16 protein-coding genes are annotated in these 11,988 nt (G+C 35.5%); 8 read left to right on the plus strand and 8 right to left on the minus strand.

Annotation, left to right across the window (positions count from 1 at the left end; all coding sequences use genetic code 11):
- Positions 1 to 40 precede the first annotated feature (40 nt).
- The 3 genes from E0W73_RS05490 (at position 41) to E0W73_RS05500 (ending at position 1,985) form a co-directional block, all read left to right on the plus strand.
- Positions 41 to 409 (plus strand): PUR family DNA/RNA-binding protein, encoded by a 369-nt coding sequence (locus E0W73_RS05490; RefSeq protein WP_135221298.1) that lies wholly within the window; start codon positions 41 to 43, stop codon positions 407 to 409.
- 181 nt (positions 410 to 590) lie between these two features.
- A complete protein-coding gene (locus E0W73_RS05495) occupies positions 591 to 1,415 on the plus strand; it encodes an alpha/beta hydrolase (protein WP_135221086.1) in 825 nt (274 codons plus the stop codon).
- A 24-nt stretch (positions 1,416 to 1,439) separates the two neighbouring features.
- A complete protein-coding gene (locus tag E0W73_RS05500) occupies positions 1,440 to 1,985 on the plus strand; it encodes an RBBP9/YdeN family alpha/beta hydrolase (protein WP_135221087.1) in 546 nt (181 codons plus the stop codon).
- 133 nt (positions 1,986 to 2,118) lie between these two features.
- Here E0W73_RS05500 and E0W73_RS05505 read toward each other — a convergent pair whose 3' ends face one another.
- Positions 2,119 to 2,454, minus strand: coding sequence for a tRNA-binding protein (locus E0W73_RS05505; protein WP_135221088.1), 336 nt, complete (start codon positions 2,452 to 2,454; stop codon positions 2,119 to 2,121).
- 135 nt (positions 2,455 to 2,589) lie between these two features.
- Between E0W73_RS05505 and E0W73_RS05510 the strand changes: the two genes are divergently transcribed.
- The 3 genes from E0W73_RS05510 (at position 2,590) to E0W73_RS05520 (ending at position 4,913) form a co-directional block, all read left to right on the plus strand.
- Entirely contained in the window at positions 2,590 to 3,483 is an 894-nt protein-coding gene (locus E0W73_RS05510) for an alpha/beta fold hydrolase (protein WP_135221089.1), read from the plus strand.
- Between the two features lie 127 nt (positions 3,484 to 3,610).
- On the plus strand, positions 3,611 to 4,165 hold the full coding sequence (locus E0W73_RS05515) for a thioredoxin family protein (protein ID WP_135221090.1): 555 nt from the start codon (positions 3,611 to 3,613) through the stop codon (positions 4,163 to 4,165).
- Between the two features lie 367 nt (positions 4,166 to 4,532).
- Entirely contained in the window at positions 4,533 to 4,913 is a 381-nt protein-coding gene (locus tag E0W73_RS05520) for a GreA/GreB family elongation factor (protein ID WP_135221091.1), read from the plus strand.
- Between the two features lie 94 nt (positions 4,914 to 5,007).
- On the opposite strand, the gene E0W73_RS05525 is transcribed toward E0W73_RS05520, so the two are convergent.
- The 7 genes from E0W73_RS05525 to E0W73_RS05555 all read right to left on the minus strand — a co-directional run bounded on the left by E0W73_RS05525 (position 5,008) and on the right by E0W73_RS05555 (position 10,283).
- A complete protein-coding gene (locus E0W73_RS05525; protein ID WP_135221092.1) occupies positions 5,008 to 5,319 on the minus strand; it encodes a cytochrome c in 312 nt (103 codons plus the stop codon).
- A gap of 95 nt (positions 5,320 to 5,414) precedes the next feature.
- The gene (locus tag E0W73_RS05530) at positions 5,415 to 6,347 is read right to left on the minus strand and encodes a peptidylprolyl isomerase (protein ID WP_135221093.1); all 933 of its coding nucleotides are present in this window, start codon (positions 6,345 to 6,347) and stop codon (positions 5,415 to 5,417) included.
- A 43-nt stretch (positions 6,348 to 6,390) separates the two neighbouring features.
- Complete coding sequence (locus E0W73_RS05535) at positions 6,391 to 7,545, minus strand: MFS transporter (RefSeq protein WP_244248438.1); 1,155 nt, start codon at positions 7,543 to 7,545, stop codon at positions 6,391 to 6,393.
- Positions 7,546 to 7,687: 142 nt separating this feature from the next.
- Positions 7,688 to 8,038 carry a cupin domain-containing protein gene (locus tag E0W73_RS05540; protein WP_135221095.1) on the minus strand — a complete coding sequence of 117 codons (351 nt, stop codon included), beginning with the start codon at positions 8,036 to 8,038 and terminating at the stop codon, positions 7,688 to 7,690.
- Positions 8,039 to 8,125: 87 nt separating this feature from the next.
- On the minus strand, positions 8,126 to 8,995 hold the full coding sequence (locus tag E0W73_RS05545) for a Zn-dependent protease (protein WP_135221096.1): 870 nt from the start codon (positions 8,993 to 8,995) through the stop codon (positions 8,126 to 8,128).
- Between the two features lie 9 nt (positions 8,996 to 9,004).
- On the minus strand, positions 9,005 to 9,883 hold the full coding sequence (locus E0W73_RS05550; RefSeq protein WP_135221097.1) for a sugar phosphate isomerase/epimerase family protein: 879 nt from the start codon (positions 9,881 to 9,883) through the stop codon (positions 9,005 to 9,007).
- 40 nt (positions 9,884 to 9,923) lie between these two features.
- A complete protein-coding gene (locus tag E0W73_RS05555) occupies positions 9,924 to 10,283 on the minus strand; it encodes a hypothetical protein (RefSeq protein ID WP_135221098.1) in 360 nt (119 codons plus the stop codon).
- A 183-nt stretch (positions 10,284 to 10,466) separates the two neighbouring features.
- Between E0W73_RS05555 and trmD the strand changes: the two genes are divergently transcribed.
- Together trmD and rplS are read left to right on the plus strand one after the other, a co-directional pair.
- Entirely contained in the window at positions 10,467 to 11,147 is a 681-nt protein-coding gene (trmD, locus tag E0W73_RS05560; protein ID WP_135221099.1) for a tRNA (guanosine(37)-N1)-methyltransferase TrmD, read from the plus strand.
- 448 nt (positions 11,148 to 11,595) lie between these two features.
- The gene (gene rplS / locus E0W73_RS05565) at positions 11,596 to 11,946 is read left to right on the plus strand and encodes a 50S ribosomal protein L19 (protein ID WP_135221100.1); all 351 of its coding nucleotides are present in this window, start codon (positions 11,596 to 11,598) and stop codon (positions 11,944 to 11,946) included.
- Positions 11,947 to 11,988 lie beyond the last annotated feature (42 nt).

The raw sequence follows: 11,988 nt of genomic DNA on the forward strand, positions 1-11,988 counted from the left end.
TTTGATTACTATTAATTCCAAAATAATGATAGAACGTATTATGAGAGAAAATGACATGTTAGAAAAAGAAGAGATTTTTTCTAAAGTATTACGAGCCGGAAGAAGAACTTATTTCTTTGATGTAAGAGCAACTAAAGCTGACGATTATTATATCACGATTACCGAAAGCAAAAAATTTACAGAAGAGGATGGTTCGTTTCACTTCAAAAAACACAAAATTTACTTATACAAAGAAGATTTTAGTGCCTTTGCAGAAATATTGGAAGAAATGACTTCATATGTTTTAAACCACAAAGGAGAGGAAGTAATTTCTGAAAGACATCAAAAAGATTTCAAAAAAGAATACACTTCAGATAAGATTGAAAGCCCAAGATCAAGCTTTACTGACATCGATTTTGACGATATATAATCAAACATAACTTGAAAAAGCACAAGTCCAAATTGTTCCGCATTTTGGGCTTTTTTTTTAATTTTAGTTTGCTTAAGAGTTAAAAGTTACGGGTTAGATGTTAAACATCGTTTACTATTTTAGGATATTTTATATCTTGTATTTCGCTCTTATAGCGCATAACTCTCAACTTCCAAAAAAAATGAAAAAATTAATCCTTCTACTAAGTTTCTTTCTCTTTGCATTTTCACTAGTTGCCCAAAATCTAGAATACGAAACAAAAAGCAACATTCAATATTACGGCGCATCTGCAAACAAATCTGACAAGTATATCAATGAAAGATGTGTGCTCGATATTTATTATCCAAAGAACAAAACTGGATTTGCTACAATTGTCTGGTTTCATGGCGGCGGACTAACCGGAGGAAACAAAGAAATTCCTGAGGCTTTAAAAAATAAAGGTTTTGCGATTATTGGCGTAAACTACAGATTGTCTCCTAAAGCAAAAGCGGCAAAAGCAATCGAGGATGCAGCGGCGGCTGTTGCTTGGACGTTTAACAATATAGCAAATTACGGTGGAGACAAAACAAAGATTTTTGTTTCTGGACATTCTGCGGGAGCTTATCTAGGCCTGATGATTGGCTTAGAGAAAAAATGGCTTCAAAAAGAAAACATTGATGCCAATCAAATTGCCGGCCTTATACCATTTAGCAGCCAATGCATCACACACTTCGAAATAAGAAGAGAAAAGGGAATTCCAGAAAAACAGCCAACAATTGATGAATTCGCTCCTTTGTATCACGTTCGTGCAGATGCCCCTCCCTTGTTATTAATTACCGGAGACCGTGAATTGGAAATGCTTGGGCGCTATGAAGAAAATGCCTACTTGGCAAGAATGATGAAATTGGTTGGCCATACACAGACTAAACTTTACGAATTAGACGGTTACAACCACGGAATGACAGAACCAGCTTTTCCTCTTTTGGTGAACGAAGTAAACCGAATTCTGAAAGAAAGTAAAAAATAAATCACTAAATAAAAATCCACGGCAATGGAGACACAACTTTTAATTTTACCCGGACTTGGAAATTCGGGCGAAAAACACTGGCAGACTTTCTGGCATAAAAAATTTGAAAATTCAATTCGTATTGTACAGGACAATTGGGACGAACCTATTAGAGAAGATTGGATTACGCGATTGAACGAACATATTTTAAACCTTAACAAACCCACTATTTTAGTGGCTCATAGTCTGGCTGTTTCTTTGGTTTTGCATTGGGCAGCAAAAAATTCCAACCAAAGCATTATAGGCGCTTTTCTTGTAGCTCCCGCAGATGTAGATTCACCCCAACACACGCCAGAAAGCATTCGGAATTTCGCGCCAATGCCTGTGTACAAATTACCTTTTCCGTCGGTGGTTGTTGCGAGCGAAAATGATCCTTATGCTTCTTTCGAAAGGAAAAAACACTTTGCAGAAGCTTGGGGAAGTGATTTTATAAACGTGGGAAAACAGGGTCACATCAACTCTGATTCTGATTTGAAATATTGGGAAGAAGGCCAACGTATTTTACGAGAATTTATTTCTAAAATAAGTTAGTGAACAGTAATCAGTGGTCAGTTTTTAGAGTTTTATTCAGCTTATTAGTAATCACTTTTAAAATAAAAAAAGCAATCAATGTTTAGTGCTGTAATAAACGGTAAAAAACTGACCCCTGACCGCTAACAAAAAACTACCCAATCCTAAGTCCGTTTGGAATTTTAAAATCAGGCGCTAATAAAATTACGTCTCCCTCCTCGCCTACTGCTCCCAAAACAAGGCACTCGCTCATAAATTTCCCGATTTGTTTCTTTGGGAAATTTACTACTGATACAATCTGTCGGTTTACCAAATCTTCTTTTTTATATCGTTTGGTAATTTGAGCCGATGATTTTCGGATTCCGATTTCTGGACCGAAATCAATTGTAAGCTGAAAAGCCGGTTTTTTGGCTTCTGGAAAATCATTTACCTCCACAATAGTCCCAATTCGCATATCGGTTCTTTCAAATTCACTCCAAGTTAAATCCATTTTATTCTAAATTAAGCTTTACATGCAAACCTATTAATTTTGTAATGAAGTACTATAATTCTATAACCATTTTTTTGGACTACAATTCTAATTTTACTTGACTTGTAATTGAAAGTAACATTAAAATTATAGCAAATGGAAAACAGTGTAATGAATGCCAGTCCATCTCTAAGAGATCACGATTTTGATATCAGACATCACAATACAGATAAATATATAGAAACCGCTCAAAACGTAAAACTTTATGTAAAAGATTACGGTAAAGGCAAACCCGTAATCCTGATTCACGGATGGCCGTTGTCTAACGAAATGTGGGAATACCAAATTGAGTTTTTAGTACAAAACAATTTCAGAGTAATTGCCTACGACAGAAGAGGTTTCGGAAAATCTTCACAACCTTGGAATGGGTATGATTTTGACACTCTTACAGATGATTTGAGCGAAATTATAGAACAACTTCAGTTGGAGGAAGCCACTTTGGTTGGATTTTCAATGGGCGGTGGCGAAGTGGTTCGTTACTTTAGCAGACATCACGGAAAAGGGGTTGCAAAAGCAGTCCTAGTATCCTCCATCATTCCGTTTCTATTAAAAACGGAAGACAATCCAGAAGGACGACCAGTAGAAAAAAGCGAAAGCACAGCTGCCTCTATAAAAGAAGACAGAATTGGCTTTCTGGATAATTTCGGAAAAATCTTTTTTGGCGTAAACATCATCAACAAACCCTTAAGCAACTCTCTATTAGAATACTACAGGAATTTATGCTCAGTGGCCTCACCTAGAGCAACACTGCAATGTGCGGCATCTTTAAACACAACCGATTTTAGAGATGAATTGAGCGCTATAAAAGTTCCAACTCTCATTATTCATGGAGATGATGACAAGATAGTTCCGATGGAACTGACTTCTAAAAAAGCTTCAGAATCTATTGCCAACAACACCTATATTGTTTACGAAGGTGCGCCACATGGCTTATTTTACACCGATAGAGAAAAATTAAATGAAGATTTACTTGACTTTCTAAATTCATAAACCCTTCATATTATCCGGAGAATTGCGTTTTGATTAACTGACGATTCTCCGGATATTTTTTTACACTTGTGCGCTTTTATTTACAGAATAATAATTCTATTTTTGGAAATCTAATTTCTGATTGAAAATGGCACAGACACCTTCAAACATGCTTCCTTTGGGAACAGTAGCTTCTGAATTCTTTCTAAAAGACACCAACTCAAACAACACATATTCGTTTGCAGATTTAAGAGGATCAAAAGGAACTTTGGTCATTTTTATGTGTAATCATTGCCCGTTTGTACTTCATGTTATCCAGGAAATTGTTATGATTGCCAATGATTACCGTGTTCAGGGAATCGGCATTATTGCTATTTCTAGCAATGATACCACCAAATACCCTCAGGATGCACCAGAATTTATGACCGCATTTGCATTAGAAAACAAAATGGATTTTCCGTATCTGTTTGATGAAAGCCAAGAAACCGCAAAAGCTTATGATGCGGCCTGTACTCCAGATTTCTATTTATTTGATAATCAAGATAAATTATTTTACCGTGGCCAGCTCGATGATTCTAGGCCCGGCAACGGAATACCCCTTAGCGGAAGCGACCTTAGAGGCGCAATTGATGCTTTAATCTACAACAGAAGTTTAAAAGAACCGCAGAAACCAAGTATTGGCTGCAACATCAAATGGAAATGACAATTGCTTATTTTCAAAAAGATTAGCTATCTTTGCAAATCAATTAATCATCCTTATGGGAAATATAATACCGTATACAGTTTTTAAAAAGTCGTTTTCTGCAAGTAGAAAACCGACTGGCGCTGTAATTATTTCACATAATAAGGCCTTTATTTTTTAGGCCTCCGTCTATTTTCAGTTTCTTCTTTTCGGCGGAGGATTTTAAACCCCATTTTTAATTTGTTTTTTTTTGAAAAAGTCTCTCTTTCAAAAAAATCGGTTTTCCATCAACAGACGCTTATCATTTCAATACTTCTAAATTGAAATGTGATTTATTTCTACTATTTAAGACAATTAATAAATTTTACTAATTATAATGAAGACGATTATGAAACCAATACCAACATTCTGTTCATCAGATTACAAACTCTTGCGGGAATTAATTTTAAAGAGCAAAAACAATACAAATGCCAAAGAAGCCAATCAGCTTTCTCAGGAACTGGATCGTGCCGTTGTGAGCAAAGGAGAAACCCTTGACCAATCTATTATCAGGATTAATTCTGTAGTAACGGTAGAAGATGTAAAAGCAAACAAACAAATGAAAATTCAGATTGTACTGCCGTCTTCTGCTGATGTAAAACAATCTAAGATTTCTATTTTAGCTCCTTTAAGCGTTGCCATCATTGGTTTTAAGGAAAATGACCAAGTAGATTGGGAACTTCCGGCCGGAGTTAAGACTTTAAAAATCGTTGCTGTAAGCAATCCGTAACTTTTTGAAACACCTCTATTTTTGAAGGTGTTTTTTTATGTCTTCCTAGAAACAAAAAAACTATCCGTTGCCGAATAGTTTTCTATTGAATTTTCTACAATTGTGAGTGTATATAGTTGGTAATCGACGCCATTTTTACATCGTCTAACTTCGCTTTTTTCTGCATTCTTACCAAAATCGGAGCCCATTTTTCTTTATCAAATTTTTTCGGCTCGTATAATTTATGACATTTTGCACAGCTGTTTTCGTATAGATTTTTACCTTCTAGCAATTCTGGAGTTAAATCAACATCTCCTTTTGTTGTCTCCGCAGCTTTAGGAGAAGCCTCGGCAATTGCAGTTTTTTGTGTTCCGCAAGAGAATAATACAATTGCAGCGGCACTTAAAATTAAAATTTTTGATTTCATTAATTGTCTCTGTTTTTTGAGTAAAAATAAAAAAAATCCCATTCGGCTTGCGAACGGGATTTACTATTAAGACAATTTATAATTGGTCTAAATTCTTACTTTACATCCATTAATTCTACATCAAAAATCAAAGTAGCATTTGGCGGAATAACACCTCCTGCGCCAGATGGACCATAAGCTAAATCAGACGGAATAACAAAACGCGCTTTGTCTCCAACTTGCAATAAAGCGATACCTTCGTCCCATCCTTCGATAACTTGTCCGATTCCTAATTTGAATTCGATTGGTTTTTTTCTTGGGTAAGAAGAATCAAAAACTTTTCCGTTTTCTAAAGACCCTTCGTAATGAACAGAAACTGTTTTTCCAGCTTCAGCTCTTTTACCTTCACCTTTTTGAATCATTTTGTAACGCAAACCGCTTTCTGTTTTATCAAAACCAGCTGCTAATTGTTCCATTTTTGCTTCAGATTCGGCTTTTAAAGCAGCCTCTCTTTTTAGACGAGCACCTTTTAAACCAATGAAAGCTTCAATTGCATTCCATTTTTGTGCTTCTTCACCAACTCTGATAATTTCTACAGACTCTAAAGCATCACCTTGAGCAACAGCGTCAACGACGTCCTGACCTTCAATAACGTGACCAAAAACAGTGTGTTTCCCGTCTAACCAAGGAGTTGGAACGTGTGTAATGAAGAATTGAGAACCGTTACTTCCTGGTCCAGAATTTGCCATAGACAAAATTCCTGCACGATCGTGTTTTAAACTCGGTACAAACTCGTCGTCAAATTTGTATCCAGGATCCCCAGTTCCTGTTCCTTTTGGGCAACCACCTTGAATCATGAAATCAGCGATTACTCTGTGGAAATTTAAACCATCATAGAATTTTTGTCCCTGAGGTTTTACTTTATTTTCCATATTTCCTTCTGCAAGAGCCACGAAGTTCCCTACAGTTCCTGGTGTTAGATCGTGTGTTAGTTTTACTAAAATCGAACCTTTGCTAGTGTTGAATTTAGCGTATATTCCGTTTTCCATTATTGTTGTTTTTAATTTGAACGCAAATTTACAAATTAATTTTTTAATCAATTTGCGGTTTTTGTTTTTTCGATTTTGACTTATAGGTCAATCCATAAACTGTAAGTGCTAATAACGATAAAATCATACAGCCAATTGTTACAGCGTGCCATCCTCCTAATTTCCATAACAATAAACCGTATGCAGATCCAGCTGCCGTTCCTAAAAAAGTAAGCGACATAAACACGGTATTTAATCGGTTTCTCGCTTCTGGCAATAAAGAATAAACTCGCGTTTGATTGGAAATATGCACACCCTGAATTCCGATATCAATAAATACGATTCCGATTGCTATTCCGATCACACTTTCAATTGAAAAGTAAAAAATCAAGAAGCTAGTTAGAATCAGCAATATACCATAACCAACTGCAATTCTTGAGTTTCCTTTGTCGCCAAGTTTTCCGACCAAAGGCGCTGCCAAAGCTCCAGAAGCACCTACAATTCCGAATAAGCCGATTGTTGCACTATTAAAATGAAACGGTTCTCCCGAAAGAAGCAAAACCATGGTTGTCCAGAATGCACCAAATTGTGCAAAACTAAAAACATTGATTGCAGTTGCTTCTCTTAAAACAGGCTGTGTTTTTATAAGCGTAAACAAAGATTGTATCAATTGTCCGTAAGTTCCTTGAAACTGAGGCTTGTTCTCTGGAAATTTATTCTGGATTACAAAAAAGATTAAAAGACAAATTGCGGCGGCGATGTAAAACATAGACCTCCAACCTAGCACCTGACCAATAAATCCGCTTAAAGTTCTCGAAAGCAGAATTCCAACCAAAAGACCGCTCATGATGGTTCCAACTACTTTTCCTCTTTGCTCTGTTGCACTAAGAGAAGCCGCCAAAGGCAAAATCAACTGTGGAACAATTGAAGTGATTCCGATTAACAATGAGGCAATCTGCAGAACCAGAAAACTTTTGGCAGTGGCCGCAATCAGCAAAGCAATCACTGTTGCGAAAGTAGTCATTAGGATCTGCCTTTTGCGTTCTATCTTATCGCCAAGCGGCACCATGAAAAATAATCCGACAGCATAGCCTGCCTGAGTAAGATACGTAATGGTGCCCGCACTGGCTTCGGGAATTTTAAATTCTTCTGCAATTAAGACAATAAGAGGCTGGCAGTAATAAAGATTTGCAACTATAAGTCCGGTGCAAACTGCCATAAACAAGACATTCGTTTTTGATAAATTCATGTTGCAAAAATACCGATCTAATCCGAATCAAAATTTTAAAAAAGTTATAATTTTTTAAAATTATTGTTTTGCTTTAAGTCTTGAAAGATCAATTGTATCGATTTTAAAACCTTTACGCTTTTAAAAAATCCTCTCTAACAGGACTAAAAACATCTGTCAGCATGCCACTTTCCAAACAAACAACCCCATGAACCGCATGAGGTGGAATATAAAAACTATCCCCTTCTTTTAAAGTTTCTGTTTTACCGCTAATGGTAACATCAAATTTACCGCTTGCAACGTACGTTACCTGTGAATGATAATGGTCGTGAAGCGCGCCTATTCCGCCTTTTTCAAAATAAACATTTACCAACATCACCTTATCATCATAAGCCAGAATTTTGCGCTTAATGCCTTCTCCGACGATTTCCCATTCTATTTCATCTCCTTTTATAAACTCTTTGCTTGTTGCTGAATGTTGCATATCTTATTTATTTATAATTTAATCTTCAATTTGTTCTCAAAATTAGAAATAAATTCTAGAAGATTCTGTCCGTTAAATTGAATCCATTTATTCTATGCTTTCGAGGTCTTTTTTCATTAATTCAAATTCTGTTTTCAAATTATTATTTTTAAAGAATTCCCCAAGCTCGACTAATCTCTTTTTATTATCGTATTTGATACTCGAATTCAATTTTTGCTGACATACCGAACACAACCTAATGACCTTGGTATCTGTTTCTTCGAGACTATTTGTCCCGTTCATGGCACAATTTACTTTCACACAATGGCGTAGTCCGAACATATGTCCAATTTCGTGCGAACATATTTTTAGTAACCTTGACAGACATAAATTAAAATTAGCTTCGGTTAATTTACGATCCTGAAGTCTGTAAATAGAGCTGACACCTATTTTTTGAGTATAAGAAGCCAATCCAAAAACAAAATTCCATTCTGGTTTGGGAAACAGATCTTTTTCTGTCAAAGCCATTAAGGCAATTCTGTTGCGGGGTTTTTCTTTTTTTAGAAGACTGTCTAAAATATAGCCTGCCAGAAACTGTTCCTGACCTTCTTGGCCAATTCTTCTAGCATGTTTCGGAATTACATCATTTGAAGTATTTTCTAAAACTTTGGTTTCTAGCTGAAAAAAGATTTCAAGATATGCTCTAGTTAACTCAATTTGTCTGGTCTGAAGCTCTGTAAAGTCACCAATAGGTTTAATGTAAATAATATTTGAATTTTCATTGGGAACAATATGCTTCGTTTTTAAGAAAGTTTCAAAATCCTGTCCTTTTTCTTTACGACCATACAGCCACTCGCCAGGCGCAGGAGGCATTAGATTGAAATCATTATCTTCAATAGTATCAAAATAATTATCTTGATTGTTTTTTTGGCAAGAACACAAAAAAAGAACAATAAGTAATAAATAAATTTTGTGCATCTTCAAAAATTAAAGTTTGTCAAAATTATTACTGCAAAAATCGTTGCTGCTTTTAATCGACTGAAAAGAATCAACAGCAAAATTATTCTCTTGTTCAACAAAATAATGTTCCATGCCCGATAAAGCTGCTTCTTTAAAAATACTTTTAAAATCAATACTACCGTTGCCTACTTCTGTATTTAGCGCTGGATTGTTTTTATCCATATCCTTTACATGCCATAGCTTGAATCTTCCTGGATTTTCTTTAAACAACTTGATAGGATCATTTCCGGAACGGACAACCCAATACAAATCCAATTCAAAACAAACCGAATCTTTATCAGTTTCATCAAGAAGAATTTCGTAACCGGTTATCCCATCATGCTTTTGAAACTCAAAATCGTGATTGTGATAGGCAAGCTGCAAGCCCGATTCACGGCACGATGCTGCAGCCAAATTTAGTCTTGAGGCAATAATTTTATAATCTTGAAGATTTTTCCTAAAAGGTTCATCGACCCAGGGAATGGTAAAATATTTGCTTTTTAAGGTTTTAGCGGCTTCAATAGAAGCTTTTAGCTCAGAAAGGTTTCCGTCTGCCAAGAAAGAACCACAGTTATAATGTCCGCTAATAGCTTTCAGTCCATTGGCGTCAAGCATTTTTTTCAATTCAGCTGGAGCAAGTCCCCAGAACTGATTATTAACAGAAAAACCATAGGTTTCTACAGTTGCAAAACCTGCCTTAGAAACTTTTTCTAAAACAGTCTTTACATCTTTTGCTAGTTCGCTGCGAAGTGTATACAGCTGTAATCCAATATCTCTTTTTCGGGAATTAAAAGCCATTGACGGCATTGCCAAAATTCCAACGGTTGCTAAAGCACTGTTTATCATAAATGTTCTTCTTGAAATCATTTTATTCCCCAATTAAAGAACACAAATTAAACAAAGTAAATCATTTCAAAGCACTAATTGCTACCATTTTTTTACTGTCTATAGTCTGCGGAGGGAATTTCTGCTTTTCACTTTTCCATGAATAAATGTTCCCTTCCTTATTCACAAAGATGTAATCGTAGTTCCAGTAAGAAGGTCCGGCGATTTTTGAACCGTTTTGACCTTCATTGGTCATAAAAAACTGTTCTGCATATATAAGGACCTCTCCTTGTTGATTATCTGCTATGGTTCGAACAGGTGTGCCATGGGCCTTTATTAGTTTTTGCTTAGTCTGACCTACCCATTTTTCAGGTGCATTAGAAGTAGTAGAACACGAAGCCAGCAAGACAAGTAAAAATCCAGCAAGTATGATATTTTTCATATATTTTTTTTATTTAGTTTCATTGTAAAGCGTTAAACACTATTAAAAGTACGCATTTAAAATTCAATATTCAAAATAAAACGAATTATTATACGTAAAATTTTACAAATTTAGCCTATAGATTTTTTAAAAGCAAAAGCTTTATTTTTACTTTGTATCTTTGCCTCTAAAGTTTTGAATAAAATGCGAATTGACATTATAACAATTTTACCTGAATTACTGAGAAGTCCCTTTGAAGCTTCTATTATGAAACGTGCTATTGACAAAGGTTTGGTTGAAGTTCACTTTCATAATCTCCGTGATTACACAACCAATAAACAGAAAAGCGTAGACGACTATCAGTTTGGTGGCGGAGCCGGAATGGTAATGATGGTGCAACCTATAGACGACTGTATAACACATTTAAAAAGCCAACGCAATTACGACGAAATTATTTATATGTCACCAGATGGCGAAACTTTGAACCAGAAAATGGCTAATAAAATGTCGATGTATGAGAATATCATCATTTTATGCGGACATTACAAAGGCGTAGACCAGCGTGTAAGGGATCATTTTATTACCAAAGAAATTTCAATTGGGGATTACGTTTTATCAGGAGGAGAACTCGGGGCTTTGGTTTTGTCTGATGCCTTAATCAGATTGATTCCCGGAGTTTTAAGCGACGAAACTTCTGCTCTTACAGACAGCTTTCAAGACAATTTACTTTCTGGGCCTATATACACAAGACCAGCCGATTACAAAGGATGGAAAGTACCAGAAGTATTAACTAGCGGCCACGCTGCTAAAATTGAAAAATGGCGAGAAGATGCTGCATACGAGCATACTAAAAACAGACGGCCGGATTTATTGGAAGAGAAATAATAAATCATCCTGTGTTCAATAATTAGTGTTTAGTTATTTGATCTGCTAAAATCCATTAATCCCGATAGCTAGTGGGAGCGTGAAATCCTTTTGCTTATAAATTTTTCACGCAGATTCATACAGGTTAAAGCAGATTTAGACAGATTATGTCTAAACTGATTTAGTACAATTGAAAAAGTAATTTCACCCAAGGGGTTAAATAGTATTTAAGTTGTTAAAACAGTTTTTAGCCTGAATACTAAAATTCCTGAATGCCTAATACTTACAAATAAGTACCGAAGAATCAGCTTTAAAAAAGGATTTGGACTCGAGCGATAGCGAACAGACGAAGTAATTTTAAAAAATTTGGAATTTATATTTTTTTAACTACATTTGCACCCGAATTTGACCAACCTCTGGCGAGATCCGTGAATGTTGCTCTTATATTAAACAATAATTTAAAACTATCATGGCAGATTTATTAAAGTTCGTTCAAGACGAATTCGTTGCTAAAAAAGATTTCCCAGATTTCGGAGCTGGAGACACTATCACAGTATTCTACGAAATTAAAGAGGGTGAAAAAACAAGAACTCAGTTTTTTAAAGGAGTTGTTATTCAAAGAAGAGGTTCTGGTAACACAGAAACTTTCACGATCCGTAAAATGTCTGGAGCAATTGGAGTTGAGCGTATCTTCCCAGTAAACTTACCAGCTTTACAAAAAATCGAAATCAACAAGAAAGGTGCAGTTCGTAGAGCTAGAATTTTCTACTTCAGAGAACTTACTGGTAAAAAAGCTAAGATTAAAGATAAAAGAAGATAATTATTTATCTAAATGTTATAAAAAACTCGTTTCACATACTTT

Source organism: Flavobacterium foetidum, assembly GCF_004634245.1.
Classification (GTDB): domain Bacteria; phylum Bacteroidota; class Bacteroidia; order Flavobacteriales; family Flavobacteriaceae; genus Flavobacterium; species Flavobacterium foetidum.

What these genes read in the sequence shown, in the direction of transcription:
- rplS (WP_135221100.1), top strand. Translation starts at nt 11,596, where the DNA reads ATGGCAGATTTATTAAAGTTCGTTCAAGACGAATTCGTTGCTAAAAAA.
- E0W73_RS05550 (WP_135221097.1), bottom strand. Translation starts at nt 9,883, where the DNA reads ATGATTTCAAGAAGAACATTTATGATAAACAGTGCTTTAGCAACCGTT.
- E0W73_RS05500 (WP_135221087.1), top strand. Translation starts at nt 1,440, where the DNA reads ATGGAGACACAACTTTTAATTTTACCCGGACTTGGAAATTCGGGCGAA.
- trmD (WP_135221099.1), top strand. Translation starts at nt 10,467, where the DNA reads ATGCGAATTGACATTATAACAATTTTACCTGAATTACTGAGAAGTCCC.
- E0W73_RS05525 (WP_135221092.1), bottom strand. Translation starts at nt 5,319, where the DNA reads ATGAAATCAAAAATTTTAATTTTAAGTGCCGCTGCAATTGTATTATTC.
- E0W73_RS05545 (WP_135221096.1), bottom strand. Translation starts at nt 8,995, where the DNA reads ATGCACAAAATTTATTTATTACTTATTGTTCTTTTTTTGTGTTCTTGC.
- E0W73_RS05520 (WP_135221091.1), top strand. Translation starts at nt 4,533, where the DNA reads ATGAAACCAATACCAACATTCTGTTCATCAGATTACAAACTCTTGCGG.
- E0W73_RS05535 (WP_244248438.1), bottom strand. Translation starts at nt 7,545, where the DNA reads ATGGCAGTTTGCACCGGACTTATAGTTGCAAATCTTTATTACTGCCAG.
- E0W73_RS05555 (WP_135221098.1), bottom strand. Translation starts at nt 10,283, where the DNA reads ATGAAAAATATCATACTTGCTGGATTTTTACTTGTCTTGCTGGCTTCG.
- E0W73_RS05540 (WP_135221095.1), bottom strand. Translation starts at nt 8,038, where the DNA reads ATGCAACATTCAGCAACAAGCAAAGAGTTTATAAAAGGAGATGAAATA.
- E0W73_RS05530 (WP_135221093.1), bottom strand. Translation starts at nt 6,347, where the DNA reads ATGGAAAACGGAATATACGCTAAATTCAACACTAGCAAAGGTTCGATT.
- E0W73_RS05505 (WP_135221088.1), bottom strand. Translation starts at nt 2,454, where the DNA reads ATGGATTTAACTTGGAGTGAATTTGAAAGAACCGATATGCGAATTGGG.
- E0W73_RS05510 (WP_135221089.1), top strand. Translation starts at nt 2,590, where the DNA reads ATGGAAAACAGTGTAATGAATGCCAGTCCATCTCTAAGAGATCACGAT.
- E0W73_RS05490 (WP_135221298.1), top strand. Translation starts at nt 41, where the DNA reads ATGAGAGAAAATGACATGTTAGAAAAAGAAGAGATTTTTTCTAAAGTA.
- E0W73_RS05495 (WP_135221086.1), top strand. Translation starts at nt 591, where the DNA reads ATGAAAAAATTAATCCTTCTACTAAGTTTCTTTCTCTTTGCATTTTCA.
- E0W73_RS05515 (WP_135221090.1), top strand. Translation starts at nt 3,611, where the DNA reads ATGGCACAGACACCTTCAAACATGCTTCCTTTGGGAACAGTAGCTTCT.